The following is a 26,988-nucleotide window of genomic DNA, read 5'->3' on the forward strand; positions in this document are numbered from 1 at the left end:
CTGTACAGAGTGTTCACTGTTTCGGCGATGTGTTGCGCAGAGTGGCAGGTTCGATCGATCCTGAGCCATGACTTTGACGACGGATGAGCTGCGGGCCGACCTGACCTTGGAGCAGCTGCGGCAGCTGGTGGGCCTGGTCGAGTACGACGAGGCGGGCGACGTCTTCCCGGTGACCGGGTGGGACGCGATCGTCTTCGTGGTCGGCAACGCCACCCAGACGGCGCACTACTACCAGGCGGCCTGGGGGATGGAGCTGGTCGCCTACTCCGGTCCGGAGACCGGCAACCGGGACCACAAGGCGTTCGTGCTGGCCTCGGGGTCGATCCGGTTCGTGGTGATGGGTGCGGTCGACCCGGACAGTCCGCTCGCCGACCACCACCGCCGGCACGGGGACGGCGTGGTCGACATCGCGCTCGAGGTGCCGGACGTCGACCGCTGCATCGCCCAGGCCCGATCGGCCGGCGCGACGGTGCTGCTGGAGCCGGAGGACCGCACCGACGAGTTCGGGACGGTGCGGGTCGCCGCGATCGCGACGTACGGCGAGACCCGGCACACCCTGGTCCAGCGCGAGGTCGGCGGGACGACGTACGCGGGTCCGTATCTGCCGGGCTACGTCGCCCGGTCGTCGAGCATGACCCGGCCGCTCCGGGTGTTCGCGGCCCTGGACCACATCGTCGGCAACGTCGAGCTCGGTGCGATGGACGAGTGGGTCTCGTTCTACAACCGGGTGATGGGGTTCGTGAACATGGCGGAGTTCATCGGCGACGACATCGCCACCGACTACTCCGCGCTGATGAGCAAGGTGGTCGCGAACGGCAACCACCGGGTGAAGTTCCCGCTCAACGAGCCCGCGATCGCGGCGCGCAAGAGCCAGATCGACGAGTACCTGGAGTTCTACCGCGGCGCCGGTGCCCAGCACCTGGCGGTGGCGACCGAGGACATCCTGGCGAGCGTCGACGCCCTGCGCGCGAACGGGGTGGAGTTCCTGGAGACGCCTGACTCCTACTACGACGACCCCGAGCTTCGCCGCCGGATCGGCGAGGTGCGGGTCCCGATCGAGGAGCTCAAGTCGCGAGGCATTCTGGTCGATCGCGACGAGGACGGGTACCTGCTGCAGATCTTCACCCGCCCGCTCGGCGACCGCCCGACGGTGTTCTTCGAGCTGATCGAGCGGCACGGGTCGCTGGGCTTCGGCAAGGGCAACTTCAAGGCGCTGTTCGAGGCGATCGAGCGCGAGCAGGAGAAGCGCGGGAACCTCTGAGCGGCCTAGCTCGCGGGCAGCTCGCAGACCCGCTCGGCCAGCGGTGCTCCGTCGCAGCAGTTCGCCTTCATGTGGCAGTGCGGGCAGAGCCAGCGGGTGGAGATCGGGTCGAACTGCTGTCCGCAGTAGTCGCAGGGCATGCGGGCAAGCCTAGGCAGGCGCGACCCGGGTGTCGGCGAGCCACGCCGTCAGGTCAGAACGGGGGAGTGCCGAGGCCGGTGATCCGGAACCGTCCCCACGGGTCCACGTCGGCGATCTTCCCGGCGGCGATCCCGTACGGCGTCCGCAGCGCGACCCGGGCCCCGGAGCGGTGCTGCGCGTCGAGGGCCTCGTTGGCGGCGATCCGGCCGTACCAGTGGAAGCGGCCGTCGTTGGGTTCGAAGTGGCCGCGGAGCTGGACCTCGACGTCGATCGGCTCGGGGGAGTCGCCGAGCACCTGGGCCGGGCCGGCGTACTCCTCGCCGGCCTCCCGCCGTCCGGTCACCGGGCGTCCTTCCGCCGGGACCGGGGCTCGGTCGCGTCCGGGAGGACGCGGAGCTCGCCCGTCGTCCCCATCGCCACGCCGACCTCGGCGGCGTACCCGCTGAAGGCGTGCCAGACGAAGGTCGCGAGATAGCCGGCGGTGGCCTCGCGGCTCATGATGTCGCGGCGGATCCGCCACTCGCCGACGGCCAGCCCCATCCCGATCAGGCCGTGGGCCCAGGGCTCCGCTCCGGCGGCGTCGACGCCGAGCCGGCGCAGGGTGTCGCCCATCAGCTTCGCGAGCGTGCTGGCGATCTGGTCCTTGCCGTCCGCGAGCGGGTCGTTCGCGGAGCGGTGCTCGACGAGCAGCAGGAAGACCTGCGGGTGCTCGTCGAGGAACTCGAGGTAGTCCTCGCAGCCGGCGAGCATCCGTCCGCGCATGCTGCCGTCGCCGACCTCGACGGCACCGGTCAGGATCGGCACCAGACGATCGATCACCTGCTGGGCGCCCCACTGCCCGACGGCCCGGTAGAGGTCGTCCTTGTCGGCGAAGTAGCGGTACAGCACCGGCTTGCTGACCCCCGCGGACGCGGCGACCTCGGCGATCGACGCGTTCGGGCCGTGGGTGTCGATCGCGCTGACCGCGGCCGCGACCAGCTCCGCCCGGCGAGCCTCGCGGTGCTCGTCCCAACGGGTGCTGCGCCCGTCGCCGTCCTTGCTCGATCCGCCCTTGACTAGCGATGCCATGCGGGTAACCTTAGCAGTACCTGTTACCGATAGTAACGCTTATGTTTCCGGACTCTCCGAGTTTCCGGACTCTCCGAGGAGCCTCATGACCCTGACAGCCGACACCGCCGACTCCGCGCTGGTCGACCGCCTGCTCAAGTCCTCCGCGCGTCAGTCCTACGACCCGGACGTCGACGTCGACTGGGACGCCCCGCCGGTGCCGGGTCTCTGGTGGATGCAGCCGGAGCGGATGTCGCTCTACGGCACCCCGCTGTGGGACGGGCTCGCCGAGGAGCAGCGGATCGAGCTGTCCAAGCACGAGATCGCCTCGATCGCCAGCGTCGGCCTCTGGTTCGAGATCGTGCTGATGCAGCTCCTGCTCAAGGACGTCTACCGCAACGACCCGCGGAGCGCGCGGACGCACTACGAGCTCACCGAGATCGCCGACGAGTGCCGGCACTCGACGATGTTCGGCCGCGCCATCGGCCGGTTCGGGGTGCCGGCGTACGGACCGCGGCCGGCCGCGCGCCGGATGGGCCACCTCGTCCCGCAGGTGCTGCGCGGCGCCAGTGCCTACGCCTCGACGCTGATCGGTGAGGAGCCCGTGGACCGGTGGCAGCGGGACATGATGCACGACGAGCGGATCCAGCCGATGGTCCGGATGATCTCCCGGATCCACGTCGTCGAGGAGGCCCGGCACGTCTCCTTCGCCCGAGACGAGCTGGAGAAGTCCCTGGTCGGGATCACCAAGCGCGAGCTGAAGTGGCACCAGTTCGTCGTCGCGCAGGCGGCGTACGTGACGATGCGGTCGCTGGTGCACCCGGACGTCTACAAGTCCGTCGGCATCGACCCGGCCGTCGGCCGCCGCGCCGCCCTCGGCAACCCGAACTACCGGGCCACCATCGCCTGGATGGGCGAGAAGATGGTGCCGTACCTGGCCGAGCAGGGGCTCATCCCCGAGTCCGGTCGGAACCGGCAGACCTGGCACGCATCGTTCCTGCTGCCGAAGGACTGATCGCCCGGCGGCTCAGAGCACCTTGGAGAGGAACTGCTGGGTCCGCACGTGCTGCGGGTTGGTCAGCACCTCCCGCGGCACCCCCTCCTCGACGATCACGCCGCCGTCCATGAAGACGAGCTTGTCCCCGACCTCGCGGGCGAAACCCATCTCGTGGGTCACGACCATCATCGTCATGCCCTCGCCGGCCAGGCGGCGCATCACGTCGAGCACGTCGCCGACCAGCTCCGGGTCCAGCGCGCTGGTGGGCTCGTCGAAGAGCATCATGTCCGGGTCCATCGAGAGTGCCCGGGCGATCGCCACCCGCTGCTGCTGACCACCGGAGAGGTGGGCCGGGTAGGCATCGACCTTGTCCGAGAGGCCGACCTTCTCCAGGTTGGCCCGGGCGACCTGCTCGGCCTCGGCCTTGCTCCGCTTCTTGGCGCGCTTCTGGGCGATGCACAGGTTCTCCAGCACGGTCATGTGCGGGAACAGGTTGAACGACTGGAACACCATCCCGATCCGGCTGCGGACCTTGTTGAGGTCGACCTCGGGGTCGGTGATGTCCTCGCCCTCGATCAGGACCACACCGGACGTCGGCTCCTCCAGCCGGTTCACGCAGCGCAGCAGCGTCGACTTGCCGGATCCGGACGGGCCGATCACGCAGACGACCTGCCCCTGCTCGACGGTGAAGTCGATGCCCTTGAGCACCTCGTTCTCGCCGAAGTACTTGTGCAGGTCGCGCACCTCGATGGCGGCTGTCATGTCCTCACCGTGCCTTCTGGGTACGACGTTCGAGGTAGGCCACCACGCGCGTCAGCGGCAACGTGATGATCAGGTACAAGATGGCTGCGGCCAGCAGGGGAGTCCCGTTGCTGGTGATGTTCAGGTTGTCCGACGCGAAGTTGGTGAGCTCGCTCTCGCCGAGTCCGACTCCGGCGACCTGGATCAGCGAGGTGTCCTTGAGCAGCAGCACGAACTCGTTGGTCAGCGGCGGGATCACGATCCGGACCGCCTGCGGGAGCACGACCGAGACCAGCGTCCGCGTCTCGCTCATCCCGAGGGACCGCGCCGCCTCGATCTGGCCCTTGGGGACGGCTTGGATGCCGGCACGCAGGGTCTCGGCCATGTAGGCCGCCGAGACCGCGATCAGCGCGATGACAGCGGCGCCGCGGGAACCGCCGGGCAACGTGGAGCCGAACGCGATCGGGACGGCGAACGCGAACGCGATGATCACGATCAGCACCGGCAGGCCGCGGAAGAACTCGATGTAGGCGGTGGCGATCCAGCGGTACGGCGCCACCGGTGACAACTTCATCAGGGCGAGCGCGAGGGCCAGCACCAGGCCGCCGACGAACGCGATCGCCGTGTACACGACGGTGTTCCTGGCGCCTTCGGTCACGATCTCGGGCCAGATGCTCGCCAGGACGTCCTTGTCGAGGAAGTTGGTCTGGATCGCCTTCCAGTCGGCGAGCAGGGCGATGGCTGCGACAGCTCCGAGCAACAGCGCGTAGAGCGCGCCGTGCCGGAGCCGCCGCTTGGTGCTGCGCTTCACCAGGTCACTTGACGGCGAAGTAGGTGTCGTAGATCTTCTGGTACTCGCCGTCGGACTTGATCGCGGCGAGCTGCTCGTTGATCGCGTCCATCAGCTTCTGGTTGTCCTTGCGGGCAGCGAAGCCGTACTCCTCGGCGGTGTCGTAGGTCTCGACGACCGTGTACTTGCCGGGCTCCTTGGGGTCGTTCTGGTGGTCGAGGTTCACCGGCAGGTCCTGCAGGATCGCCTCGATCGTGCCGGCCTTGAGCGCCAGGTACATCTTGCCGTCGTCGGCGAACTGGACCGGCTTGGCGTCCGGGGCGTTCTCCTTGGTGTACGTCTCGCCGGTGGTGCCCTTCTGGACGCCGACCTTGACGCCGGACAGGTCGGCGATGCTCTTGACGTCCGAACCGGTCGGGACCAGGAGGGACTGCTTGGAGGTGTAGTACCCGTCGCTGAACAGCAGGTTCTTCTTGCGCTCGTCGGTGATCGTCATCGCGCTGGCGCCGAGGTCGCACTGGCGACCGTTGAGCAGCACACCGCTCTGCAGCGCGTCGAAGTCGGAGTCCTTCACGGCGACCTTGACGTCCAGCTTCTCGGCGATCGCCGAGACGACGTCGATGTCGAAGCCCTTGTAGCCCGTGGGGGACGACTTGTCGAAGTCCTCGAACGGCGGGTACGGGACGTCGGAGCAGACGGTCAGCGTGCCGGCGTTGATCAGGCCGATGTCGGCGCTTCCGGTCTTGCCGTCGTCGCCGGAGTCGCCGCAGGCGGCCAGGGCCAGTCCCAGGACGGAGGTCAGGGCCAGGGTTTTCCACACATTTCGGGTCGTCATGCGCTGACCCTAGTCCCGCGAATCGACATCTCGTCAGGTTCGGCGAAGGAGATTCCATCCCGTATCCGAGACGTTATGAAGGTGAGATCTTTCCGGTCACTTCGCCCAAACCGATCCGGCCGCCGAGGACCCCCGGGGCGGTGGCCCGGAGGACGATCTCGTCGCCGTCCTCGAGGAAGGTGCGCGCGCGGCCGTCGCTCAGCGCGAACGGCTCGGACCCGCCCCAGGAGAGCTCCAGGAACGATCCGCGCTGGTCGCGTTCGTCACCGCTGATCGTGCCGGAGGCGTAGAGGTCGCCGGTCCGCAGCGAGGCGCCGTTGACGGTCAGGTGCGCCAGCATCTGGGCAGGGGACCAGTACATCGCCGCGTACGGCGGTCGGCTGACCACCTCGCCGTTGAGCAGCACCTCGTAGGCGATGTCGAAGCCGGCGCGCTCGCCGACCCGCAGGTACTCCAGCGGCTCCGGGTCCTGGGCCGGGAGGTCGACCCGGGCCGCCTCCAGCGCGGCCAGCGGCGTCACCCACGGCGAGATCGAGGTGGCGAAGGACTTGCCCAGGAACGGCCCGAGCGGCACGTACTCCCAGGCCTGGATGTCCCGCGCCGACCAGTCGTTGAGCGGGGTCACCCCGAAGACGTGGTCGGCGAACGCGCTCGCCGGCACCCGGTCGCCCTGGGTGCTCGGCACGCCGACCACGAAGCCCAGCTCGGCCTCGATGTCCAGCCTGCGGCTCGGCCCGAACGCCGGCCGTGCTTCTCCCGCACCCGGGCGGCCCTGACCCACCGGTCGTCGTACCGGCGTCCCGGAGACGACGACGGTCCCGGCCCGGCCGTGGTAGCCGATCGGCAGGTGCCGCCAGTTCGGGGTCAGCGCCTCCCCGTCGGGGCGGAAGATCCGGCCGACGTTGGTGGCGTGCTGCACCGAGGCGTAGAAGTCGACGTAGTCGGCGACCTCGAACGGCAGGTGCAGGGTCACCCTGTCCAGCGGGATCAGGTGCGCCGCCGTACGGGGCTCGTGCACGTCGTTGCCGAGCACCTCGATCAACCAGTCGCGGGCGATGTCCCAGGCCTCGCGGCCCAGGGCGAGGAACGGGTTCAGCGACGGCCGGCTCCATACCTCCGCGAGGTGCGGGCCGTCGCCGGGGTCGCCCCCGTACGCCGCCACCGCGCTGGCATCCATCACGAAGTCGCCGATCCGGACCCCCACCCGCGGTTCCTGGCCGGCGTACGAGAAGACGCCGTAGGGGAGGTTGTCGAGGTCGAAGAGCGACCCGGCCGCCCCCGTGACCCAGCTCATCGCGCCTCCACCAGGCCGAGGTCGACGAGGTCGTCGTGCGGTTCCAGGATGCTGCAGCTGCCGAAGCTGGTGAACCAGCGCCGGGTCCGGGCCAGCGTCTCGGTGTCGATCCCGTCGAGCAGCACCTCGGCGCGCTCCTCGGCCAGCGCCGCCGCGGTGTCACCGCCGTCGAGGCAGACCCGGGTCGCGACCAGGACGTTGAGGAAGCCGTGCTGGCGGACGCCCGTGGCGTCGACCTGACCGAGCGCGTGGTGCAGGCCGGCCGTGCACTTGAACGGCAGCTCCCGGTCGAGCACCGCGTCGATGCCGGTCGCGAGGTCGGCCACCGAGGGCACCATCTCCGCCTCGACGCCGCCGGTGCGGAACTTCGCCCGGAGCTCCGCGGTCGCGAGCACGTCCAGTGCGCTCAGCCAGCCGTGCGTGCCCACCGTCCAGCGCGGCAGCTCGACGTACACCTGGACCTCGGAGAGGTCCTCCTCGACTGCGTCCAGGGCGGTGAGCACCCGGCGCGCGTTGTGCGCCAGGTCGTCCTCGTCGCGGAGCGCGAACTCGAGGGCCCGCAGCCGCAGCGACGGTGCCCGGCTGGCCCAGCGCACGGACGGCGCGATCGCCCCGGCGCCGCCGCTGACGACCACGTTCACGTCCAGCGGCTCGGCATGGTCCTGCTCGTCCAGCACGTCGATCAGCTCGGGGACCTTGCCGTCGCCGACCACGAACGAGCCGACCAGGTCGGCGTACTCGGCGCTCCGGTGCTCCCGGTGCTCGGCGACGGCCCGGCCGAGGGGGAGGTTGCCCGGCGGGAAGATCGCCGCGTCGTCGATGAATCCGGTCAGCCAGGTAGGAGCGCTCACCCCGCCACGCTAACCGGTCCGCCCGGACGTCCGGCCCGGACGACGGGTCCGGACATCGACTGGTCCGGACGTCGAGCCTGTCGAGATGCCCGAACTCGTGGCAGGCTGTCGACGTGGCGTATTACAGATCAGTCGGAGAGGTGCCGAAGACCCGTCATACCGCGTTCCGGGCCCCGGACGGCTCGCTGCGGTACGAAGAGCTGATGGGCGAGGAGGGCTTCTCCTCGGACTCCTCGCTGCTCTACCACTCCGGGGTGCCGTCGGCGATCGTCGGCAGCACGGTCTGGGAGCTCCCCGACCTGAGCACGGTCCCGAACCATCCGCTGAAGCCCCGGCACCTCAAGCTCCACGACCTGCCGGCGGGCTCCAACCCGGTCGAGCACCGCCGCCTGGTCCTCGGCAACGCCGACGTCCGGATCTCGTACGTCGTCGCCGACGCGACCTCCCCGCTGTACCGCAACGCGGTCGGCGACGAGTGCGTCTACGTCGAGTCGGGGAGCGGCACCGTGGAGACCGTCTTCGGCGTCCTCGGCTACCGGTCCGGGGACTACGTGCTGATCCCGCGGGCGACCACGCACCGCTGGGTCCCCGCGGAGCCGAGCCGGCTCTACGCGATCGAGGCGAACAGCCACATCGGCCCGCCGAAGCGCTACCTGTCCCGGTTCGGCCAGCTGCTCGAGCACGCGCCGTACTGCGAGCGCGACCTGTACGGTCCGACCGGCACCCTCGTCTCGACAGGCTCGACGTCCGAACCGGTCACCGACGTCGAGGTGCTCGTCAAGCACCGCGGCAGCGGGCCGGGCGGTCTGGTCGGCACCCGCCTGACCTACGCGACGCACCCGTTCGACGTGGTCGGTTGGGACGGCTGCCTCTATCCCTACACCTTCAACGTCGAGGACTTCATGCCGATCACCGGCAAGGTGCACCAGCCGCCGCCGGTGCACCAGGTCTTCGAGGGGTACAACTTCGTCGTCTGCAACTTCTGCCCGCGCAAGGTCGACTACCACCCGGACTCGATCCCGGTGCCGTACTACCACTCGAACGTCGACTCGGACGAGGTGATGTTCTACGTCGCCGGCGACTACGAGGCGCGCAAGGGCAGCGGGATCGGCATCGGGTCGATCTCCCTGCACCCAGGCGGTTACGCGCACGGTCCGCAGCCCTCGTCGATCGAGGCGTCGATCGGGGCGGAGTACTTCGACGAGCTGGCGGTCATGGTCGACACCTTCCGGCCGCTGGAGCTCGGCGAGGGCGGTCGGGCCGTCGAGGACCCGGCGTACGCCTGGAGCTGGGCCGGTCGCGGTGTAGATTCACCCCCGTAGCGCGCAGGGGAAGCCGGTCCGATGCCGGCGCTGACCCGCAGCCGTAGGTCGCCGGAAGCCCGGCGACGAGCCGGAACACCTGAGCGCTCGGTACGGCTCCCACCACCCGTCGAGGTCGCGGGACGGAGCCTGGGGGACTCCCTTCCAGGTTCGCGTCGCAGACCTGGAGAGAGATCATGAAGCGCTTCCTGCTGGCCGGCCTGCTGGCCCTGGCTGCCGGGTACGTCGGCCAGGCCCCGGCCGAGGCCGCCGTCTGCTCGGGGCGCAGCGGTGTCACGGTGGTGGTGCAGTTCCCGGACGACCACATCGAGACCGGGTGCGCGCCGGGCGATCCGAGCTCCGGCCTCCGTGCGCTCGAGGCCGCCGGCTTCAGCTGGAACTCGGAGCGGAGCCCGAGCGACACCGTCTGCGAGATCAACGGCGCGCCCGGAAGCGGCCCTTGCTGGGGCGGCCGGTACTGGAACTACTACCACGCCGAGCGCGGCGGGTCCTGGCGCTACAGCGGTGAGGGAGCCGGTACCTACGACCCGGCGCCGGGTTCGGTCGAGGGCTGGCGGTTCGGCAACAGGACCGCGCCCAGCCAGGCGCCGCCGGCGGCCTTCGCCACCGTGGCCCCCAAGCCCACCCAGAAGCCGAAGCCGACCCCGACCAAGCGGCCCACCCGGAAGCCCAGCCCGACGGCGACCACGACCGCGACACCGAGCGGGACCCCCAGTACGTCGGCCGCCGCGACCCCGACCGCGACCTCGGGCTCGACCCCGACCTCGGGCTCGACCCCCGTTGCCCCGGGCACCAGCACCTCCGACCCGGTCGCCGGACCGTCCGCCTCGGCTGACGCCTCGTCGTCGGCGTCCCAGGGCGCTGCTGCCTCGGACGACGACGGCGGCATCTCCTGGGTGTTCGGCGTCCTCCTGGTCGGCGTGCTCGCGCTGGCCGGCGGCGCGACTGCGGTAGCCCGCCGCCGAGGCTGAGATGACGGCCGGTCGACTCCCGCGATCGCTGCACCCGCTGGCCTGGTGGGGCTGGGCGATCGGGCTCGCGGTCGCCGCGAGCCTGACCACCAACCCGCTGCTGCTCGCGCTGATCCTCGCCGTCGTCTGGCTGGTGGTGGTCGCGCGTCGCTCGGACTCGCCGTGGGCGCGGGCGTTCCGGCTCTACGTCATCCTCGGGATCGTGATCGTCGTCGTCCGGATCTTCTGGCACGTGCTGGTCGGCCTGAAGTTCGGCACCATCAAGGTGCTGCCGCTGCCGGAGGTCGCCCTGCCGAGCTGGGCGGACGGGATCAACCTCTTCGGCACCATCTACCTCGAGGGCTGGATCGGCGCCGCGCTCCAGGGGGCCAAGCTCGGCATCCTGGTGATCGCGATCGGCGGCGCGAACGCCCTGGCCAACCCCAAGCGCCTGCTCCGCTCGATGCCGCACGCGCTGCACGAGGTCGGCACCGCGGTGGTCGTCTCGGTCAGCGTGGCGCCGCAGCTCGCCGAGAGCGTCCAGCGGGTGCTCCGGGCCCGGCTGCTCCGCGGCCAGTCCGGGCGCGGGCTCCGGGCCGTGCCGCAGGTGGCGCTGCCGGTGCTCCAGGACACCCTGGACCGGTCGCTGATGCTGGCCTCCGCGATGGAGTCGCGCGGCTACGGCAGCCGGCGGGAGGCGAGCAGCGGCGCGGCCGGCCGGTTGGCGATCGGCGGCTCGACACTGATCGGACTCCTCGCGATCGCGTTCGGCATGTACGGCGTCCTGGACCCGACCCGGACGCCCGGCTGGTCCGGCGTACCGGTCCTGGTCCTCGGGATGCTGCTCGCGTTCGGCGGGATGGCCCTCGGCGGCCGGGAGATCCGGGTGACCCGCTACCGCCGCGACCCGTGGCGCTGGGCGGAGACGGTCACCGTGCTCGCCGGGGTCGCCGCCGCCACCGGAGCCGTGCTCAGCCAGCAGGCCACGCCCGCGCTGATGGTGATGCCGCTGCAGCCGCTCGCCGCTCCGGGGCTCCCGATCCTGGCGACCGTGGGTGTCCTGGTCGCCGCGCTGCCCGCGTTCGTCACCCCGCCGACGCCGAAGGTGCGTGCCCGATGACGACCCACGACGGCATTGCGGTCGAGCTGGCCGGCGTCTCGGTGACCTACGCCGACGCGGCCGGGCCGGTGCTCCGCGACGTCGACCTGACGATCGAGGAGGGCGAGCTCGTCCTCGTCGTCGGGCGCACCGGCTCCGGGAAGAGCTCGCTGCTCGGCGCGCTCAACGGGCTGGTGCCGCACTTCACCGGCGGGACGCTCACCGGTTCGGTCCGGGTGCACGGCCGCGACACCCGGGACCACCGGCCGCGCGACCTCGCCGACCTGGTCGGAGTGGTCGGTCAGGACCCGCTCGCCGGGTTCGTCACCGACACCGTCGAGGAGGAGCTCGCCTACGGGATGGAGCAGCTCGGGCTCGCACCGGACGTGATGCGCAAGCGCGTCGAGGAGACCCTCGACCTGCTCGGCATCGCCGACCTGCGTGACGCCGCCCTCGCGGACCTCTCCGGCGGCCAGCAGCAGCGGGTCGCGATCGGGTCGGTGCTCACCGCGCACCCGCGGGTGCTGGTCCTCGACGAGCCGACCTCGGCGCTCGACCCGACCGGGGCGGAGGAGGTGCTCGCGGCGATCACCCGCCTGGTCCACGACCTGGCCGTGACCGTGGTGATCGCCGAGCACCGGGTCGAGCGGGTGCTCGCCTATGCCGACCGGGTGGTCCACGTCGTCGACGGCCGGGTCGAGTCCGGGCTGCCCGCGGCGATGATGCGGACGTCGACGATCGCCCCGCCGGTGGTCGAGCTCGGCCGCTGGGCCGGCTGGGAGCCGCTGCCGATGTCGGTTCGCGACGCCTGGAGGGCCGGGGCAGGATTGCGCCGCGCGCTCGCGGACGCGCCGCCTGCCCGGACGTCGAGCCTGTCGAGACGTCCCGACGTAGCTGGAGGCGCTCGTCCGCTCCTCTCCGCCGCGAAGCTCTCCGTCCACCACCACGACCTGGTCGCCGTCCGCGAGGTCGACCTGCAGGTGCACGCCGGGTCGGTGACCGCGCTGATGGGCCGCAACGGCTCCGGCAAGTCCAGTCTGCTCTGGGCGCTCCAGGGCTCCGGGACCAGGACGTCGGGAACGGTCGCCCTCGCCGAGGGCGGCGACCCCGCCGACCTCGCTCCCGCCGTACGACGGACCCGGGTCGGCCTGGTCCCGCAGACCCCGGCCGACCTGCTCTACCTGCCGACGGTCGGCGAGGAGTGCGCCCAGGCCGACCAGGAGACGGGCGCCGCGCCGGGCACCTGCCGGGCGCTCCTCGACCGGATCGTCCCGGAGATCGACGGCCGGCTGCACCCGCGGGACCTGTCCGAGGGGCAGCGGCTCGCCCTGGTGCTGGCGATCCAGCTGAGCGCGGATCCGGCGGTGCTGCTGCTCGACGAGCCGACCCGCGGTCTCGACTACCAGGGCAAGGCGGTCCTGGCCGAGGTGCTGCGCGAGCTGGCCGGTCGTGGCCGGTCGATCCTGCTGTCGACCCACGACGTCGAGTTCGTCGCCGAGAGCGCGGACCGGGTGCTGGTGATCGCGGCCGGCGAGATCGTGGCCGACGGCCCGACCAGCGAGGTGGTCACCTCGAGCCCGGCGTTCGCGCCGCAGGTCGCCAAGGTGCTCGGGCACGGGCTGCTCACGGTGGCGGACGCGGTCGCGCACGTCGGCGAGGGTCCACGATGACGGCCGTGACGGAGACCGTGCGCACGCCGCCGGCGATCCGGCTGCGCCCGCGCTCGACGGTCGCGATCGCGGTAGCCGCGGTGGCCGCGCTGCTGGCGTTCTGCTGGCCGCTGCTGGTCTCGGCGGACTCGGTGCTGGCCACCAACACCGCCGCACCGTTGATCCTCGGGCTGGTGCTCCCGGTGGTGCTCGCCGTGGTGCTGTTCGAGATCAGCGAGGGCGGCCTCGACCCCAAGGCAGTCGCGATGCTCGGGGTGCTGTCCGCGGTGGGGGCGGCGATCCGTCCGCTCGGCGCGGGCACGGCCGGCCTGGAGACGGTGTTCTTCCTGCTGGTGCTGGCGGGCCGGGTCTTCGGTGCCGGCTTCGGCTTCGTGCTCGGCGCCACCACGCTCTTCGGCTCGGCGCTGATCACCGGGGGAGTCGGACCCTGGCTGCCGTACCAGATGCTCGGCGCGTCCCTGGTCGGCCTGCTCGCCGGCTTGCTGCCGCGGGCCACCGGCCGGGTCGAGCTGCTGATGCTGGCGGCGTACGGCGCCTTCGCCGGGTTGCTCTACGGCGTCCTGCAGAACCTGTCCTTCTGGCCCTACAACCTGGGCGAGGACACCTCGATCAGCTTCGTCCCCGGAGCTCCGCTGCTGGAGAACCTCCAGCACTTCGCCGTCTTCACGGTGACCACGGCGCTGGGGTGGGACCTCGGCCGAGCGCTGACCAACGCCGTGCTGATCCTGGTCACCGGCCCGGCGATCCTGGCGACGCTGCGACGAGCCGCCCGGAAGGCCGCCTTCCGCTGAGGCTCAGCACCACCGCTCGGCGATCTCCCGGATCACCTTGGCGCTCCGGTTGGTCGCGACGCCGATGATCTTGTTCGCCCGGGCGGTGGCGGGTTTCGCGGTCCCGAACGGGATGTCGTAGAGCAGGTGCATGGCCCGGTCGCTGGCCACGAACCGCACGCCCTCCTGGGTGAGCTCGGTCAGCTCGTCGAGCAGGTCGGCGGGGATCGGGCGCTTCAGCAGGTTGATGTAGTGACCCGAGGTGTAGCCCTGCTCGGCGATCTCGTCGGCCTCGGCGGCGACGGCGCGGAGCTCGGCGGGGGTGAAGACCATCGTCGGCACCTCGAAGCCGCGATCGGCGAGGAAGACTCCTTCGAGCTCGGCCTCGATCTTGGCGCGGGAGCGCAGCGGCGAACCCACCCGGACGTTGCCGGTCTGGATGTAGGTGTCGACGTCGTCGTACCCGGCAGCGGTCAGCGCCGCGCGCAGGTCGGCGGTCTTGTACGGGCGCTTGCCGATGTTGACCGCGCGCAGGAAGCCGATGTGGGTGGGCATGCGGCCACCGTAGTCGGCACGCACCGACAGAACCGTCGGCCGGCGCACCGTAGGCTGGACCCATGTCCGCTCCCAGCCCCGTCGAGCTCGACGAGCCGGTGACCGACGACCTCACCGTGCTGGCCACGCCGTGGGTCACGATCGTCTGGAACGACCCGGTCAACCTGATGTCGTACGTCTCGTTCGTGTTCACCAAGTACTTCGGCTACTCGAAGAAGAAGGCCGAGAAGCTGATGCTCGAAGTGCACAACGACGGCAAGTCCGTGGTCTCGACCGGCAGCCGCGAGGAGATGGAGCGCGACGTGCAGGCGATGCACGAGTACGGCCTCTGGGCGACGATGCAGCAGGCGGACGCGTGAGCGGGTTCACGCGTCACCGCAGGTCCGGCCACGCGCTCGCGACCTTCACCGCCTTCGAGGCCGACCTGCTGCGCTCGCTGGCCAGCCAGCTGATCGAGCTGCTCCGCAACGAGGCCGCCGCGCCGGAGACGCAGGATCCCCTGGAGGCGCTCCTCGACTTCTCCGGGCCGACGCGCGCCCCGGAGGACCCGGTGCTGCTGCGGCTCTTCCCGACGGCGTACCCGTCCGACGACGAGGCCGCGGCCGAGTTCCGCCGCTACACCGAGACGGACCTGCGCAACGGCAAGGCGGCCGGTGCCGCGGCGATCATCGACACCCTCGAGGAGGCCGGCCTCGACGACCAGCCCGAGGACGGGATGTTCATCGACGTCGAGCTCGACCAGCAGCTCACCCTGACCTGGATGCGGTCGTTCACCGACATGCGGCTGGCGATCGCCACCCGGCTCGGGATCGAGGACGGCGACGAGGCGCGCTGGCACGCGCTCCCGGACGACGACCCGCAGGCGCAGGTGCACGACATCTACGAGTGGGTCGGCTTCCTCCAGGAGACCCTGGTCCAGGCGGCTCGGTAGCCGTCCGGCACCCGGCGCAACCGTCCGAGGGCCGGGCAGCGGTCGAGCCGGTCCGGGGCACCGCCTAGGCTTGTCCACGTGCTGAGACTCGACCAGGCGACGTACGACGCGATCGTCGCGCACGCCAAGCGTGACCACCCCGACGAGGCCTGCGGGATCGTGGCCGGGGCCGAGGGCTCCGACGTGCCCAGCCGGCACGTGCCGATGATCAACGCCGCCGGGTCGCCGACGTTCTACGAGTTCGACTCGACCGAGCTGCTCGCGCTCTACAAGGAGATGTGGGACCGCGACGAGGAGCCGGTGGTGATCTACCACTCGCACACCGCGACCGAGGCCTACCCGAGCCGGACCGACATCGGCCTGGCCAACGAGCCCGGCGCGCACTACGTGTTGGTCTCCACAGCCGCTCACGGGAATAGTGAGGGCCCTGTGGAGTTCAGGTCGTACAGGATCATTGACGGAAACGTCACCGAAGAAGACGTCGCCATCGGCGATACAGAGAACTGAGGAAGAGCAATGCCCATCGAGGTCCGGATCCCCACGATCCTGCGCACGTACACCGGCGGCGAGAAGGCGGTGAACGCCGACGGCGCCACCCTGTCCGCGCTCATCGACGATCTCGAGGCGAACCACCCGGGTCTCCGGGACCGGCTCCTGGAGAACGGTGACCTGCGCCGCTTCGTGAACGTCTACGTCAACGACGAGGACGTCCGCTTCACCGGTGGGCTCGAGACCGCGGTCGCCGACGGCGACCAGGTCGTCGTGCTGCCGGCCGTTGCCGGCGGAGCCGGCGATCAGGCGGAGCCGGCGGCCCGCTAGTGCGTTACGACAGCCTGCTGGAATCGGTCGGCGGGACTCCGCTGATCGGACTCCCGCGGCTCTCGCCCAGCCCCGACGTCCGGATCTGGGCCAAGCTCGAGGACCGCAACCCGACCGGATCGATCAAGGACCGCCCGGCCCTGAAGATGATCGAGCAGGGTGAGAAGGACGGACTGCTCCGTCCGGGCTGCACGATCCTGGAGCCGACCTCGGGCAACACCGGGATCAGCCTGGCGATGGCCGCCAAGCTCAAGGGCTACCGGACCGTCTTCGTGATGCCGGAGAACACCTCCGAGGAGCGTCGCCAGCTGCTCCGGATGTGGGGTGCGGAGATCTACTCCTCGCCGGCCGCGGGCGGCTCCAACGAGGCGGTCCGGGTGGCGAAGCAGATGTCCGCCGAGCACCCCGACTGGGTGATGCTCTACCAGTACGGCAACGCCGCCAACGCGCTGGCGCACGAGGAGGGCACCGGCCCGGAGCTCCTCGCCGACCTCCCGGAGATCACCCACTTCGTCGCCGGCCTCGGCACCACCGGCACCCTGATGGGCGTCTCCCGCTTCTTCCGCAAGGCCAAGCCGGACGTGCGGATCGTCGCGGCGGAGCCCCGGTACGGCGAGCTGGTCTACGGCCTGCGCAACCTCGACGAGGGCTTCGTCCCCGAGCTGTACGACGCCTCGCTGATCGACACCCGGTTCTCGGTGGGACCGCGGGACGCGGTCCGCCGGGTCCGGGAGCTGCTCGAGTCCGAAGGCATCTTCGCCGGCATCTCCACCGGCGCGATCCTGCACGCCGCGCTCGGCCAGGCGGCGAAGGCCGTGAAGGCGGGGGAGCGCGCCGACATCGCGTTCGTGGTCGCCGACGGCGGTTGGAAGTACCTGTCGACGGGTGCCTACGAGGGCACCATCGACGAGGCCGAGGAGCGGCTCGAAGGCCAGCTCTGGGCATGAGCGATCTGCACTGGGGTCTGGGGATCCTCTGCGGGCTGACCGCGCTGTCGCTGATCGTGGAGATCATCCGCAACCGCCAGCCGGGCAACATCAGCTTCTTCGGCCTGGTCGGGATCGAGATCGGCCTGGTCGTCCAGTTCGTCTGGGGGCTGGCCCGGCTGTTCGGCGACCACCCCGGCGTCGCCGTCGGCCCCTACCTCGGCTACCTGGTCGGCGCCCTGGTGATCCTGCCGATCGGCTTCGTCTGGTCGGCCTCGGAGAAGAGCCGGAGCGGCACCGCGGTGCTGCTGGTCGCCGTCCTGGTGCTGCCGGCGCTCTTCCTCCGGCTGCACGACATCTGGGCCGGGCATGTCTGAGGTCGGCACCACCCGCAACGGTCTCGGCCGGTTGCTGGTCTTCGTCTACGGCGTGCTCGCGTTCGCGGCCAGCGGCCGGGCGTCGTTCGAGCTGACCACCAAGTTCACCGAGGCGCCGTTCCCGTACACGCTCTCGATCATCGCCGCCGTCGTCTACGTGGTCGCCACCTGGGCGCTCGCCACGAACCGCCGTACGATCGCGCTGGCGACGGTCACCTTCGAGCTGGTCGGCGTCGTCGCGGTCGGGCTGAGCAGCCTCGTCTGGACCGACAAGTTCCCCGAGGCCAGCGTCTGGTCGGACTTCGGCGCCGGCTACGGCTGGGTGCCGCTGGTGCTCCCGGTGGTCGGCCTGTGGTGGCTGTTGCGCAAGCGCGGGTAAGTAGCCCCCGAACGTCGAGCGAGCCCGGACGTCGAGGTAGCCCGGACGTCGAGCTTGTCGAGACGCGGTGAGGCGTTTCGACAAGCTCAACGTCCGGCCCGGTGCCTAGCCTCCCGGCTGGAGCACCCCGTTGACCTTCAGCTGGTAGCGCGCGTACTGCGTCACGCTCTCGGTCGGGTCGTCCTGGGTCACGATCGCGCCGACGGTCGTCGCCCGGAAGCCGAGCTTGCGGAACAGGTCGAAGGCGTTGAGCCTGCCGTCGAACGCGCTGTTCAGCTTGACCGAGGTGTACCAGGACCGGCCGCGGCCGTCGTACGCCACGAGCTGGACGGTGTAGCCGGCGACCTTGGTCGGGTTCGCCTGCGAGATCGTCTGCCAGCCCGCGAGAGTGCTCGGCAGCTCGGTGGCACCGACCTTGATGTTGCGCACCCAGAAGCCGGCCTCGTTGACCCCGGAGTCGGTGATGTAGCGGAACCCGACCAGGACGTTCTTGCCGGCGTACGCCGACAGGTCCGCCGTCTCGGTCTTCCAGGACCCGCTGTCACCGGTGAAGCCGGGCAGGTTCTCCACGACGGCGGCCACGGCACCGGGGTCGTGCTCGGTGGTGGTGTCCGCGGTCGCCAGGCTCTGCCAGGTCTTGCCGCCGTCGGCGGAGACCTGGACGAAGCCGTAGTCCCACTGGTCCTCGGCGTCCCAGAGGGCGTCGAAGGAGAGGGTGGCACCACCGGAGGGAACCGCGACCGACCGGACGATCGACCGGTCCAGGTTCTCCCCGCAGCCGGAGTAGAGCGCGGCCGGGCCGGCACCGTTACCGGTGTTGTCGCAGGTGGTGGTGTCGGTGGTGGCGTCCGGAGGCGTCGCGCTCTCGGTCCACTCCACCGGCGTCGGAGCCAGCGTCGACGCACCGTCGAAGGTGAGCGACCGCAGGTCCTTGGCGCCCAGGTAGGAGCCGTTCGCCTTCCGGAGCCGGACGTAGTCCGAACCGTTCGGCGGGGCGCCCGGGGTGCTGTAGGCCTGCGCGTTGTCCCAGTTGATCTTCGCGTTCATCGACGCGATGGTCAGCCACTTGAAGACGCCGCCGCGGATGGTGTGCTTGCGCTGCGCGGCCGAGTCGAGCGCCATCGCGGCCGCCCAGTCGTGCAGCGTCTGCATCGCCGTCTTGTGCGGCCCCGGCTTGCCCTTGACCTTGGGCGCGGAGGCCTTGAGGACGGCGTCCAGGCCGGCCAGCCCGTTGCCCGGGTTGGTGTGCAGCTTGCTCATGAAGGCCTCGCCGTAGTGGCTGGCCAGGTACTCCATGAACGAGTACGCCGCACCGTAGTCGCAGAGGATCTCCGGTCCGCCCTGGTCCTGCCACTCGGTGAGCGAGTTCTCGGGTCCGCCGAAGGCGGGGTCGGCGAAGCCCTGGAAGCAGGACAGGTGGCTGTCGGCGCCCGGCTTGTCCGGGGCGATCGACGGGTCCACGTAGCCGACCAGCGTCTGCGCCCAGTCGGAGAGGCCCTCGTTGATCCAGGACTCCTCGTCGGCGTCGGCGTAGTACTCCAGCAGGTGCTGGTACTCGTGGGCGAAGGTGCCCTCGTACAGGTGCGGCTTGGACTGGCCGAGCGGGCGGTTGCTGCCCAGGTCGGCGGTGCACGCGGTGTACGGCGCGGTGGCGCTGTCGTCCGGCGGGGTGGCGCCGGTGCGGTGCAGCCAGTCGAAGGCGTCGATGGTCATCACGTTGCGGTCGACGTACTCGTTGAAGACCGAGTAGAAGAAGCCGGCGATGTAGGTCTGCCCGTCCGGGGTGCTCGGGTCGTAGTAGTTCGCGTCCTTCACGTTGTCGACGAGCACGACGATGTCGTCGGACTGGCCGGCGTCGACCTTCCAGTAGTCGGCCGGCTGGCCGATCTGGCCGGCCAGGTCCGCGCCACCGGTGCCGTCGCGCGACGGCGGCACCGAGAAGGCGGCCGACTCGGTCGGGTAGATGTTGGTGTCGAACTCGTGCACGAAGCTCGAGACCTGGGCGTCGGTGATGTCGCTCAGGCCGAGGTTGTCACGGCAGTCGCCGGCCGGGAACTTGGTGTCGTCGGCCACCCACACCTGGATGTGGTCGCCGAGGCCTCGCATCGTGTAGCTCTTCAGGTAGATCTGGCCGGTGACGTCGTTCAGCGCCAGCCAGGTCTTCGACGTACCGACCTCCGCGGAGGCTTCCGCCGCGGCGGAGCTGCGGGACCGCTGCTTGGCCATGCCCTTGGTGAGGCTCAGCTGCTTGCCGCCGTTGTAGTCCGGTCCGACGGTGCGGACGTCGCCGGTGGTCGCGTCGCCGGAGCCCGTTCCCGGGTCCTGCCGATCGGCGTACGCCGTGGTGCTCATCAGTGCCGACGTGGAGAGCAGGCCAGCGATAGCTGCCAGAGCTCCCCATGCGGCTCGCTTGCTGCGAGGCATGTGTCATCTCTTTCACCCGAATAACAAGACGACTCCACGGGTTGCGCCGAGCCGCCCCTGACCGATCGATCCAAACACCGCGGGCCCGGATGCGCAACGATCAGTTCGTGCGCTGCATCGATCCCCGCGGGAAATCGGGTTGCCGGAATGATTGCGACCCCGGAACGCTTGACCTGTGGTGAGTCTCCTGAACAAGCCCGCCGCGGGCACCGAGCGGGTGCACGGCGCGCACGTCGGCCTGGCGATCACCGCGCTGGCGCTGGGCGGGTTCGCGATCGGCACCACCGAGTTCGTGACGATGGGCCTGCTCCCCGAGATCGCCCGCGGCATCGACACCTCGATCCCGAAGACCGGGCACATCATCACGGCGTACGCGCTCGGCGTGGTGGTCGGCGCCCCGGTGATCGTCGCGCTCGGTGCCCGGCTGCCGCGTCGCGGACTGGCGATCGGGCTGGTGCTCGCGCTCGGGCTCGGCAACGCGGTCACCGCGCTGGCCCAGGGGTACGAGCAGGTGCTCGCGGCCCGGTTCCTGGCGGGGCTGCCGCACGGCGCGTACTTCGGGGTGGCGTCGCTGATCGCCGCCTCGCTGGTGCCCGAGGAGCGCAAGGGTCGCGCGGTCAGCGGCGTGATGCTCGGCCTGTCGGTGGCCACCGTCGCCGGGGTGCCGGCGAGCACCTGGCTCGGGCAGGGCCTCGGCTGGCGGTCGGCGTACTGGGCGGTGCTGGGGATCACCGTGGTCACGGTCCTCGGGTTGCTGATGTTCGTGCCGCGCAGCCACGGCAACCCCGATGCCACGATCCGCGGCGAGCTGCAGGCGCTGACCAAGCCGCAGGTGCTGTTCGCGCTGTCCGCCGGGATGATCGGCTTCGGCGGGATCTTCGCGATGTACAGCTACGTCGCGCCGCTGGTCACCGACGTCGCCGACCTGCCCCGCTCGGCGATCCCGTGGTTCCTGCTCTCGTTCGGGATCGGCTCGGTCTTCGGAGCCTGGCTGGCGGGCCGGCTGGCCGACTGGGACGTGGTGCGCTCGGTGCTGGTCGGCTTCGCGGCCTCGGTGCTGACCCTGCTGCTGGTCTTCGCCCTCGCCGGTCTGCCGCTGCTGCTGTGGGTCCTGGTCGGCGGCATCGGCGTGCTCGGCTCGGTGCTCGCGATCAACCTGCAGATCCGGCTGATGAGCGCAGCCGGCGACGCGCAGATGCTGGGCGCGGCGCTGAACCACTCGGCGCTGAACGTCGCCAACGGGCTCGGCGCCTGGCTCGGCTCGGTGGTGATCGAGGCCGGTCACGGCTACCGCTCCCCGAGCCTGGTGGGGGCCGGCCTCGCGGTGCTCGGACTGAGCGTTTTCGCGATCGGCCTGCGCGTGAAATCCGCGGGGCAACGCGCCGGGACGTGACTTCGGTCGCGGTCGTGCCCATTTCTCGCCCGGCCCACTAACCTTGCGGGGTGGCGGACGCTCCGATTGGCATCTTCGACTCCGGCTTCGGTGGCCTCACCGTGGCCCGCGCGGTGATCGACCAGTTGCCGCACGAGTCGGTGCTGTACCTCGGAGACACTGCTCGCCAGCCCTACGGCCCCAAGCCGATCGGCGAGGTCCGCGAGTACGCGCTGGAGTGCCTGGACCACCTGGTCGAGCAAGGCGTGAAGATGCTCGTCATCGCCTGCAACTCCGCCAGCGCGGCGATGCTCCGCGACGCCCGCGAGCGGTACGACGTCCCGGTGGTCGAGGTGATCCTGCCGGCCACCCGGCGAGCGGTCGCAGCGACGCGCAGCGGCCGGATCGGAGTGATCTCCACCCGGGCCACCGCCGACTCGCAGGCGTACGACGACGCCTTCGCCGCAGCGCCCCAGGTCACCCTGACCACCCAGGCCTGCCCGCTGTTCGTGGAGTTCGTCGAGCAGGGAGTGACCGGGGGACCGGAGCTGCTGGCCGCCGCGCACGAGTACCTGGACCCGCTGGTCGCGGCCGACGTCGACACCCTGGTGCTCGGCTGCACCCACTACCCGTTGCTGACCGGCGTGATCTCCTACGTGATGGGCGACAACGTCACCCTGGTCAGCAGTGCCGAGGAGTGCGCCAAGGACGTCTACCGGGTGCTCACCGAGGGCGGCCTCGAGCACGCCGTGGCGACCGACCCGGTGCACCGGTTCCTGACCACCGGCCAGCCGGACGACTTCGCCGCGATCGGCCGCCGGTTCCTCGGCCCCGAGCTCGAGTCCGTCGCGCAGTTCGCCGGGGGCGCCCCGGTCATCTCCCGGGTGGTGGGCCTGTGAGGCTGACCGTGATCGGGGCCTCGGGCTCCTACCCGGGCCCGGACTCGCCCGCGAGCTGCTACCTGCTGGAGACCGAGCACGAGGGCGCCACCTTCCGGGTGCTGCTCGACCTGGGCAGCGGCGCGCTGGGCGTGCTGCACCGGTACATCGACCCGGTCACCGTCGATGCCGTGCTGATCTCGCACCTGCACGCCGACCACTGCCTCGACCTCTGCGGCTTCTACGTGCTGCGCAAGTACCACCCGACCGGCGCCCAGCCGAAGATTCCGGTGTGGGGTCCGGTGGACACCGACCGCCGGATGGCCAAGGCGTACGACCTCGACGAGGACCCGGGGATGAACGAGGAGTTCGACTTCACCCTGTACCCCGAGGAGACGTTCCAGGTCGGGCCGTTCGAGGTGACCGCCCGGCAGGTCGCGCACCCGGTGCCGGCGTACGGGCTGCGGATCCGGGCCGACGGCCGCACGCTGGCCTACTCCGGCGACACCGGGACCTGCGACGCGCTGGTCGAGACCGCGCGCGACGCAGACTTCTTCCTCTGCGAGGCGTCGTTCATCGAGGGCCACGCCAACCCGCCGGACCTGCACCTGACCGGCGCCGAGGCCGGGGTGATGGCCACCCAGGCCGATGCCCGCCGACTGGTGCTGACCCACGTCCCGCCGTGGCACGACGCCCAGGTGATGCTGGCCGAGGCGCACCTCACGTACGACGGCCCGACCGAGCTGGCCGAGCCGGGGACGACGTACGAGATCTGATCAGAGACGCGCCAGCGGATCTGATCGTCGGTCATCGAGCAGCGAGCGCCGAAGTGAGGCACGAACTCGGCGACCGAGCAGTCGAGATGTGGTGACGTCCGTGCAGACTCAGCTCAACCCCGCGTCGTGCACGCACAACGCGATCTGCACCCGGTTCTCGACGTCGAGCTTGGTGAACAGCCTGCCGATGTGCGCCTTCACGGTGGGCACGCTCAGGAAGAGCTCCTGGGCGATCTCGGCGTTGCTGAGCCCGCGGCCGACCGCCAGCGCGACCTCGTGCTCGCGCTCGGTGAGCCGGGAGAGCCGTTCGAGGGCGGCGTTGCTCCGCTCGGGAGCGTGCTGGGTGGTGACCTGCTGGATGAGCGTGTTGGTCACGCTGGGGGAGAGCATCGGCTCACCGTCGGCCACCTTGTGGATCGCCTCGACGATGGCCTCGGGCGCGGTGTCCTTGAGCAGGAACCCGCTCGCCCCGGCGGCCAGGGCGCGGAGCACGTAGTCGTCGGCGTCGAAGGTGGTCAGCACGATCACCTTCGGCGGGTCGTCCAGCTCGACGAGCGCCTTGGTGGCCTCGATGCCGTCCATCACCGGCATCCGGATGTCGATCAGGACGACGTCCGGCCGGTGCTCCGCCACCGCGTCCAGGCCGGCTGATCCGTCGGCCGCCTGGGCGACGACCGCGAGGTTCGGGCTGCCGCCGAGGATCATCGTCAGGCCGCTGCGCACCAGGGGATCGTCATCGACGATCAGTACCCGAATCATGTCCACGGGAGCCAGCATCTCAGGGTGAAGGTGTCCGCGGTGCGGCTGACCTCCAGGGTGCCGCCGGCCAGGGCGGCGCGTTCGCGGACCCCGACCAGGCCGAGGCCGGCTCCGGGGGTGGTCGGCATCCCCAGCGAACCGACCCGGATGCCGTTGCGGATCGTGACCGTCACGCCGCTCTCCTCGTCGCCGACGATCCGCACCGTCACGTGGCTGCCGACCGCGTGCTTGCGGGCGTTGGTCAGCGCCTCCTGGACGATCCGGTAGATCGTCCGGCCGATCTGGTCGCTGGGCGGCGTACCGTCCTCGATCTCGCTGGCGAAGTCGATCCGCATCCCACTGCCGGCGGCCTCCTCGATGAGTGCGGGCAGGTCGCAGAGCGTCGGTTGCGGCCGGTCGCCGATGCCGTCGTCGCGGAGCACCCCGAGCACCTGGCGCAGGTCGGTCAGTGCCTCGTGCGCCTTCTCCTGGATCAGCTTCGCGGTCTCGCGGATCTGCTCGGGCGGCAGGTCGGTGCGGTAGGCGAGCGCGCCGGCGTGCATGGTGACCAGGGAGATCCGGTGCGCCAGCACGTCGTGCATCTCCCGCGCGATCCGCTCCCGCTCGCCGGAGCGTGCCTGACTGACCCGGAGCTCCTGCTCGGACTCGGCCTGGTGGGCGCGCTCGCGCAGCGTCCAGACCAGCTCGCGCCGGGACCCGATGTACATCCCGAAGACGGCGACGGCGATGGTCATGAGCAGCAGGAAGGCGAAGCTCAGCCACGCCGGGTCCTCGCTGGAGTACGCCGGCTGGTAGTGCGTGTACGCCTGGCCGCAGACGATGCTGAGCAGGCTGACGAGGATGATCGACGGGAGCTTGCGCCGTGTCGCCAGCGACACCACGGCCAGGGTGGCCGGCCCGGCGGCCGTCATCGAGACCAGGCCGGTCAGGCTCAGGATCGCCGCGACCGGGACCGGCCACCGGCGTCGGAAACTGACCAGCACGAACGAGGCGAGCCCGACACCCAGGTCGAGCCAGAACCACGCCTGGAAGTCCTCCCACTGCCGTGCCACGACGCTGGCCCAGGCGACGCCGGAGATGACCAGGCAGAGGAAGGTGCGCCAGCTGTGACCCCATCGGGTCAGCGGCTGGTTGTAGTTCTCGGGAACGGCCTGGAGCACGATCCGAGACTAGGGGCGCGGGCGCGCGCCGCGACAGTGCCCACGGGTTCGGGGCGACCCCTACTTTCGTCTACCCCGGATCGAGCCTCTGGGCCGATGTGGTCGTAGGTGCGATCGGGCAGGCTTGACCCATGATCAAATTCGAAGGTGTCTCCAAGACCTACGGCGGCTTCAAAGCCGTGGACGACGTCTCCTTCGTCGCCGAGGCGGGCCGGGTCACCGGCTTCCTCGGGCCGAACGGAGCGGGCAAGTCCACCAGCATGCGGATCATGGTCGGGCTCACCCCGCCGGACCGCGGTACGTCGACCATCGGCGGCCACAACTACGCCGACATCCCCAACCCGGGACGGCACGTCGGCGTCCTGCTGGATGCCTCGGCCCAGCACGCCGGCCGCACCGGCCGCGAGGTGCTCGCGCTCAGCGCCCTGACCATGGGACTTCCCGAATCCCGGGTCGACGAGATGCTCACGCTGGTCGGACTCACCGAGAACGAGTCCGGACGACGGGTGCGGAACTACTCGCTCGGCATGCGTCAGCGTCTCGGGCTGGCGAACGCGCTGATCGGCGACCCGTCGGTGCTGATCCTGGACGAGCCGGCGAATGGTCTCGACCCGGCCGGCATCCACTGGATGCGCACCCTGTTGCGCGGGTACGCCGAGCGCGGCGGGACGGTGCTGCTGTCCTCGCACCTGCTGCACGAGGTCGAGATGATCGCCGACGAGCTGGTCCTGATCGGCCGCGGCCGGATCGTCGCCCAGGGGACCAAGGCCGAGCTGCTGCAGACCGCCGGGACGTTCGTGAAGGCGGAGTCCCCGGAGAAGTTGACGGCAGCCCTCGGTGAGGCCGGGATCAAGGCCAGCGCGTCCGGCGACGGCGGATTCCGTGCCGAGGTCGACCCGATCGACGTCGGCCGTGTGGCCGCTGCGGCCGGTGTCGTCCTGATGGAGCTGAAGCCCGCAGAAGGCGCGGGCCTCGAAGAACTGTTCCTCGAGCTCACCGCCGACGATGCGCGCGAGCCCGTCGGCACCACCGGTACCACCCAGCAAGGAGCCCCCGCATGAGCACCACGACTGCCCTCCCCGACACGCTCGACGTGTCGCAGACGCCGGCCGTCCCGTTGTCACGGCTGATCCGGGTCGAGCTGCGCAAGATGTACGACACCCGGGCAGGGCTCTGGCTGCTCGCCATCATCGGGATCGTCACCACGCTTGCCATCGTCCTGTTTGGCGTGTTCGCCAAGGACGCCGACAAGACGTTCTCGAACTTCTCGGGCTTCGCGGCCACTCCGCAGGGCTTCCTCCTCCCGGTGATGGCGATCCTGCTGATCACCCAGGAGTGGGGACAGCGGACGGCGATGGTGACGTTCACGCTTGAGCCGCACCGGAGCAGGATTCTGACGGCGAAGGTTGCCGCTGCTCTGGTCATCGGCCTCGGCGCGTATGTGCTCGCCATGGTCGTGGCGCTGTTGTCGGCGCTGGTCCTGGGCGGCAGCGGGGCGTTCGACGACTTCAGCAGTCTCGACCTCGGCACCTTCGGGATGCTCCAGATCCTCGGGATCCTGCAGGGGCTCGGGTTCGGTCTGGTGCTGCTGAACAGCGCAGCCGCGATCGTCCTGTACTTCGCGCTCCCGACGATCTTCGGCATCATCGGCGGGATCTGGCCGGCGTTCGCGGACAAGGCGGCCTGGTTCGACCTCGGGACCGCGCAGACGCCGCTGTTCGACGGCGCCGAGAGCCTGACCGGTCAGGAGTGGACCCAGCTCGGGGTCACCGCGGTGATCTGGGTCGGCATCCCGCTGGCAGTCGGCACCTGGCGGATGCTCCGGGCCGAGCTGAAGTAGGCACCCCCACGGACGACGCCGGCG

Annotated in this window: 31 protein-coding genes and 1 riboswitch; of the genes, 19 read left to right on the forward strand and 12 right to left on the reverse strand. The window is 70.5% G+C overall.

The genetic code is table 11. From position 1 onward, the window contains the following. Positions 1 to 67 precede the first annotated feature (67 nt). Positions 68 to 1,261, forward strand: coding sequence for a 4-hydroxyphenylpyruvate dioxygenase (gene hppD / locus EFK50_RS15550; protein ID WP_123228413.1), 1,194 nt, complete (start codon positions 68 to 70; stop codon positions 1,259 to 1,261). Positions 1,262 to 1,266: 5 nt separating this feature from the next. Here hppD and EFK50_RS22870 read toward each other — a convergent pair whose 3' ends face one another. From EFK50_RS22870 to EFK50_RS15560, 3 genes are read right to left on the reverse strand one after another with little or no spacing between them, the layout of a single operon-like run. After that, the gene (locus EFK50_RS22870) at positions 1,267 to 1,401 is read right to left on the reverse strand and encodes a hypothetical protein (protein WP_281274035.1); all 135 of its coding nucleotides are present in this window, start codon (positions 1,399 to 1,401) and stop codon (positions 1,267 to 1,269) included. Between the two features lie 53 nt (positions 1,402 to 1,454). After that, positions 1,455 to 1,745 (reverse strand): DUF4873 domain-containing protein, encoded by a 291-nt coding sequence (locus tag EFK50_RS15555; RefSeq protein ID WP_123228414.1) that lies wholly within the window; start codon positions 1,743 to 1,745, stop codon positions 1,455 to 1,457. Beyond that, positions 1,742 to 2,470, reverse strand: a complete 729-nt coding sequence (locus EFK50_RS15560; protein WP_123228415.1) for a TetR/AcrR family transcriptional regulator — start codon at positions 2,468 to 2,470, stop codon at positions 1,742 to 1,744. Before EFK50_RS15560 ends, EFK50_RS15555 begins: the two co-directional genes overlap by 4 nt. An 85-nt stretch (positions 2,471 to 2,555) precedes the next feature. Between EFK50_RS15560 and EFK50_RS15565 the strand changes: the two genes are divergently transcribed. Then, the gene (locus tag EFK50_RS15565; protein ID WP_123228416.1) at positions 2,556 to 3,464 is read left to right on the forward strand and encodes an AurF N-oxygenase family protein; all 909 of its coding nucleotides are present in this window, start codon (positions 2,556 to 2,558) and stop codon (positions 3,462 to 3,464) included. A 12-nt stretch (positions 3,465 to 3,476) separates the two neighbouring features. Here EFK50_RS15565 and EFK50_RS15570 read toward each other — a convergent pair whose 3' ends face one another. The 5 genes from EFK50_RS15570 to EFK50_RS15590 form a co-directional block, all read right to left on the reverse strand. Then, entirely contained in the window at positions 3,477 to 4,208 is a 732-nt protein-coding gene (locus EFK50_RS15570; protein WP_123228417.1) for an amino acid ABC transporter ATP-binding protein, read from the reverse strand. A 4-nt stretch (positions 4,209 to 4,212) separates the two neighbouring features. After that, the gene (locus EFK50_RS15575; protein ID WP_123228418.1) at positions 4,213 to 4,998 is read right to left on the reverse strand and encodes an amino acid ABC transporter permease; all 786 of its coding nucleotides are present in this window, start codon (positions 4,996 to 4,998) and stop codon (positions 4,213 to 4,215) included. 4 nt (positions 4,999 to 5,002) lie between these two features. Continuing rightward, entirely contained in the window at positions 5,003 to 5,812 is an 810-nt protein-coding gene (locus tag EFK50_RS15580; RefSeq protein WP_123228419.1) for a transporter substrate-binding domain-containing protein, read from the reverse strand. A gap of 73 nt (positions 5,813 to 5,885) precedes the next feature. Next, entirely contained in the window at positions 5,886 to 7,106 is a 1,221-nt protein-coding gene (fahA, locus tag EFK50_RS15585) for a fumarylacetoacetase (protein ID WP_123228420.1), read from the reverse strand. Then, the gene (locus EFK50_RS15590; protein ID WP_123228421.1) at positions 7,103 to 7,957 is read right to left on the reverse strand and encodes a hypothetical protein; all 855 of its coding nucleotides are present in this window, start codon (positions 7,955 to 7,957) and stop codon (positions 7,103 to 7,105) included. Before EFK50_RS15590 ends, fahA begins: the two co-directional genes overlap by 4 nt. Before the next feature lie 113 nt (positions 7,958 to 8,070). Between EFK50_RS15590 and EFK50_RS15595 the strand changes: the two genes are divergently transcribed. The 5 genes from EFK50_RS15595 to EFK50_RS15615 all read left to right on the forward strand — a co-directional run bounded on the left by EFK50_RS15595 (position 8,071) and on the right by EFK50_RS15615 (position 13,789). Further along, entirely contained in the window at positions 8,071 to 9,279 is a 1,209-nt protein-coding gene (locus EFK50_RS15595) for a homogentisate 1,2-dioxygenase (protein ID WP_123228422.1), read from the forward strand. A 7-nt stretch (positions 9,280 to 9,286) separates the two neighbouring features. Beyond that, positions 9,287 to 9,359, forward strand: a riboswitch (cobalamin riboswitch). Positions 9,360 to 9,455: 96 nt separating this feature from the next. Continuing rightward, a complete protein-coding gene (locus tag EFK50_RS15600; RefSeq protein WP_123228423.1) occupies positions 9,456 to 10,250 on the forward strand; it encodes a hypothetical protein in 795 nt (264 codons plus the stop codon). A gap of 1 nt (position 10,251) precedes the next feature. Beyond that, positions 10,252 to 11,349, forward strand: a complete 1,098-nt coding sequence (locus EFK50_RS15605; RefSeq protein WP_123228424.1) for an energy-coupling factor transporter transmembrane component T family protein — start codon at positions 10,252 to 10,254, stop codon at positions 11,347 to 11,349. Beyond that, on the forward strand, positions 11,346 to 12,998 hold the full coding sequence (locus tag EFK50_RS15610) for an ABC transporter ATP-binding protein (protein WP_123228425.1): 1,653 nt from the start codon (positions 11,346 to 11,348) through the stop codon (positions 12,996 to 12,998). Before EFK50_RS15605 ends, EFK50_RS15610 begins: the two co-directional genes overlap by 4 nt. Then, entirely contained in the window at positions 12,995 to 13,789 is a 795-nt protein-coding gene (locus EFK50_RS15615) for an ECF transporter S component (RefSeq protein ID WP_123228426.1), read from the forward strand. Before EFK50_RS15610 ends, EFK50_RS15615 begins: the two co-directional genes overlap by 4 nt. 3 nt (positions 13,790 to 13,792) lie before the next feature. On the opposite strand, the gene EFK50_RS15620 is transcribed toward EFK50_RS15615, so the two are convergent. After that, positions 13,793 to 14,323: a DUF1697 domain-containing protein gene (locus EFK50_RS15620; RefSeq protein WP_148046195.1), complete on the reverse strand. Its 531-nt coding sequence runs from the start codon at positions 14,321 to 14,323 to the stop codon at positions 13,793 to 13,795. Between the two features lie 62 nt (positions 14,324 to 14,385). On the opposite strand from EFK50_RS15620, the gene clpS reads away from it, so the two are divergent. From clpS to EFK50_RS15655, 7 genes are all read left to right on the forward strand, one after another. Then, the gene (clpS, locus tag EFK50_RS15625) at positions 14,386 to 14,682 is read left to right on the forward strand and encodes an ATP-dependent Clp protease adapter ClpS (RefSeq protein ID WP_123228428.1); all 297 of its coding nucleotides are present in this window, start codon (positions 14,386 to 14,388) and stop codon (positions 14,680 to 14,682) included. Beyond that, a complete protein-coding gene (locus tag EFK50_RS15630; protein ID WP_123228429.1) occupies positions 14,679 to 15,254 on the forward strand; it encodes a DUF2017 domain-containing protein in 576 nt (191 codons plus the stop codon). The genes clpS and EFK50_RS15630 overlap by 4 nt, the downstream gene beginning before the upstream one ends. A 78-nt stretch (positions 15,255 to 15,332) precedes the next feature. Next, entirely contained in the window at positions 15,333 to 15,761 is a 429-nt protein-coding gene (locus tag EFK50_RS15635) for a M67 family metallopeptidase (protein ID WP_123228430.1), read from the forward strand. Between the two features lie 9 nt (positions 15,762 to 15,770). After that, positions 15,771 to 16,073, forward strand: coding sequence for a ubiquitin-like small modifier protein 1 (locus EFK50_RS15640; RefSeq protein WP_123228431.1), 303 nt, complete (start codon positions 15,771 to 15,773; stop codon positions 16,071 to 16,073). Then, positions 16,073 to 17,020, forward strand: a complete 948-nt coding sequence (locus EFK50_RS15645; RefSeq protein WP_123228432.1) for a PLP-dependent cysteine synthase family protein — start codon at positions 16,073 to 16,075, stop codon at positions 17,018 to 17,020. Before EFK50_RS15640 ends, EFK50_RS15645 begins: the two co-directional genes overlap by 1 nt. Beyond that, a complete protein-coding gene (locus EFK50_RS15650) occupies positions 17,017 to 17,376 on the forward strand; it encodes a hypothetical protein (protein ID WP_123228433.1) in 360 nt (119 codons plus the stop codon). The genes EFK50_RS15645 and EFK50_RS15650 overlap by 4 nt, the downstream gene beginning before the upstream one ends. Then, positions 17,369 to 17,755: a hypothetical protein gene (locus EFK50_RS15655; RefSeq protein WP_123228434.1), complete on the forward strand. Its 387-nt coding sequence runs from the start codon at positions 17,369 to 17,371 to the stop codon at positions 17,753 to 17,755. The genes EFK50_RS15650 and EFK50_RS15655 overlap by 8 nt, the downstream gene beginning before the upstream one ends. A gap of 105 nt (positions 17,756 to 17,860) precedes the next feature. Here the strand turns inward: EFK50_RS15655 and EFK50_RS15660 are convergent, their stop codons facing one another. Further along, positions 17,861 to 20,179 carry a M6 family metallopeptidase gene (locus EFK50_RS15660; RefSeq protein WP_123228435.1) on the reverse strand — a complete coding sequence of 773 codons (2,319 nt, stop codon included), beginning with the start codon at positions 20,177 to 20,179 and terminating at the stop codon, positions 17,861 to 17,863. A 175-nt stretch (positions 20,180 to 20,354) separates the two neighbouring features. Between EFK50_RS15660 and EFK50_RS15665 the strand changes: the two genes are divergently transcribed. From EFK50_RS15665 to EFK50_RS15675, 3 genes are read left to right on the forward strand one after another with little or no spacing between them, the layout of a single operon-like run. Beyond that, positions 20,355 to 21,572, forward strand: a complete 1,218-nt coding sequence (locus EFK50_RS15665; protein ID WP_246004172.1) for an MFS transporter — start codon at positions 20,355 to 20,357, stop codon at positions 21,570 to 21,572. Positions 21,573 to 21,622: 50 nt separating this feature from the next. After that, on the forward strand, positions 21,623 to 22,450 hold the full coding sequence (gene murI / locus EFK50_RS15670; RefSeq protein ID WP_123228436.1) for a glutamate racemase: 828 nt from the start codon (positions 21,623 to 21,625) through the stop codon (positions 22,448 to 22,450). Next, positions 22,447 to 23,205, forward strand: a complete 759-nt coding sequence (locus EFK50_RS15675; RefSeq protein ID WP_123228437.1) for an MBL fold metallo-hydrolase — start codon at positions 22,447 to 22,449, stop codon at positions 23,203 to 23,205. The genes murI and EFK50_RS15675 overlap by 4 nt, the downstream gene beginning before the upstream one ends. A 108-nt stretch (positions 23,206 to 23,313) precedes the next feature. On the opposite strand, the gene EFK50_RS15680 is transcribed toward EFK50_RS15675, so the two are convergent. Both EFK50_RS15680 and EFK50_RS15685 read right to left on the reverse strand, forming a co-directional pair. Further along, the gene (locus EFK50_RS15680; RefSeq protein ID WP_123228701.1) at positions 23,314 to 23,964 is read right to left on the reverse strand and encodes a response regulator; all 651 of its coding nucleotides are present in this window, start codon (positions 23,962 to 23,964) and stop codon (positions 23,314 to 23,316) included. Next, a complete protein-coding gene (locus tag EFK50_RS15685) occupies positions 23,961 to 25,124 on the reverse strand; it encodes a sensor histidine kinase (RefSeq protein WP_123228438.1) in 1,164 nt (387 codons plus the stop codon). Before EFK50_RS15685 ends, EFK50_RS15680 begins: the two co-directional genes overlap by 4 nt. Before the next feature lie 131 nt (positions 25,125 to 25,255). Here EFK50_RS15685 and EFK50_RS15690 point away from each other — a divergent pair, with 131 nt between their 5' ends. After that, positions 25,256 to 26,185 (forward strand): ABC transporter ATP-binding protein, encoded by a 930-nt coding sequence (locus EFK50_RS15690; protein WP_123228439.1) that lies wholly within the window; start codon positions 25,256 to 25,258, stop codon positions 26,183 to 26,185. Continuing rightward, complete coding sequence (locus EFK50_RS15695) at positions 26,182 to 26,964, forward strand: ABC-2 transporter permease (protein ID WP_123228440.1); 783 nt, start codon at positions 26,182 to 26,184, stop codon at positions 26,962 to 26,964. Before EFK50_RS15690 ends, EFK50_RS15695 begins: the two co-directional genes overlap by 4 nt. Positions 26,965 to 26,988: the final 24 nt, after the last annotated feature.

Origin of the sequence: Nocardioides marmoriginsengisoli, assembly GCF_003725695.1 — a bacterium.
Lineage (GTDB): Bacteria > Actinomycetota > Actinomycetes > Propionibacteriales > Nocardioidaceae > Marmoricola > Marmoricola marmoriginsengisoli.

Bases quoted from the DNA above. Each gene is read 5' to 3' on its own strand.
- hppD (WP_123228413.1), top strand. From the start codon at position 68: ATGACTTTGACGACGGATGAGCTGCGGGCCGACCTGACCTTGGAGCAG.
- EFK50_RS22870 (WP_281274035.1), bottom strand. From the start codon at position 1,401: ATGCCCTGCGACTACTGCGGACAGCAGTTCGACCCGATCTCCACCCGC.
- EFK50_RS15560 (WP_123228415.1), bottom strand. From the start codon at position 2,470: ATGGCATCGCTAGTCAAGGGCGGATCGAGCAAGGACGGCGACGGGCGC.
- EFK50_RS15565 (WP_123228416.1), top strand. From the start codon at position 2,556: ATGACCCTGACAGCCGACACCGCCGACTCCGCGCTGGTCGACCGCCTG.
- EFK50_RS15570 (WP_123228417.1), bottom strand. From the start codon at position 4,208: ATGACAGCCGCCATCGAGGTGCGCGACCTGCACAAGTACTTCGGCGAG.
- EFK50_RS15580 (WP_123228419.1), bottom strand. From the start codon at position 5,812: ATGACGACCCGAAATGTGTGGAAAACCCTGGCCCTGACCTCCGTCCTG.
- fahA (WP_123228420.1), bottom strand. From the start codon at position 7,106: ATGAGCTGGGTCACGGGGGCGGCCGGGTCGCTCTTCGACCTCGACAAC.
- EFK50_RS15600 (WP_123228423.1), top strand. From the start codon at position 9,456: ATGAAGCGCTTCCTGCTGGCCGGCCTGCTGGCCCTGGCTGCCGGGTAC.
- EFK50_RS15605 (WP_123228424.1), top strand. From the start codon at position 10,252: ATGACGGCCGGTCGACTCCCGCGATCGCTGCACCCGCTGGCCTGGTGG.
- EFK50_RS15610 (WP_123228425.1), top strand. From the start codon at position 11,346: ATGACGACCCACGACGGCATTGCGGTCGAGCTGGCCGGCGTCTCGGTG.
- EFK50_RS15615 (WP_123228426.1), top strand. From the start codon at position 12,995: ATGACGGCCGTGACGGAGACCGTGCGCACGCCGCCGGCGATCCGGCTG.
- EFK50_RS15620 (WP_148046195.1), bottom strand. From the start codon at position 14,323: ATGCCCACCCACATCGGCTTCCTGCGCGCGGTCAACATCGGCAAGCGC.
- clpS (WP_123228428.1), top strand. From the start codon at position 14,386: ATGTCCGCTCCCAGCCCCGTCGAGCTCGACGAGCCGGTGACCGACGAC.
- EFK50_RS15640 (WP_123228431.1), top strand. From the start codon at position 15,771: ATGCCCATCGAGGTCCGGATCCCCACGATCCTGCGCACGTACACCGGC.
- EFK50_RS15650 (WP_123228433.1), top strand. From the start codon at position 17,017: ATGAGCGATCTGCACTGGGGTCTGGGGATCCTCTGCGGGCTGACCGCG.
- EFK50_RS15655 (WP_123228434.1), top strand. From the start codon at position 17,369: ATGTCTGAGGTCGGCACCACCCGCAACGGTCTCGGCCGGTTGCTGGTC.
- EFK50_RS15660 (WP_123228435.1), bottom strand. From the start codon at position 20,179: ATGCCTCGCAGCAAGCGAGCCGCATGGGGAGCTCTGGCAGCTATCGCT.
- EFK50_RS15680 (WP_123228701.1), bottom strand. From the start codon at position 23,964: ATGATTCGGGTACTGATCGTCGATGACGATCCCCTGGTGCGCAGCGGC.
- EFK50_RS15690 (WP_123228439.1), top strand. From the start codon at position 25,256: ATGATCAAATTCGAAGGTGTCTCCAAGACCTACGGCGGCTTCAAAGCC.
- EFK50_RS15695 (WP_123228440.1), top strand. From the start codon at position 26,182: ATGAGCACCACGACTGCCCTCCCCGACACGCTCGACGTGTCGCAGACG.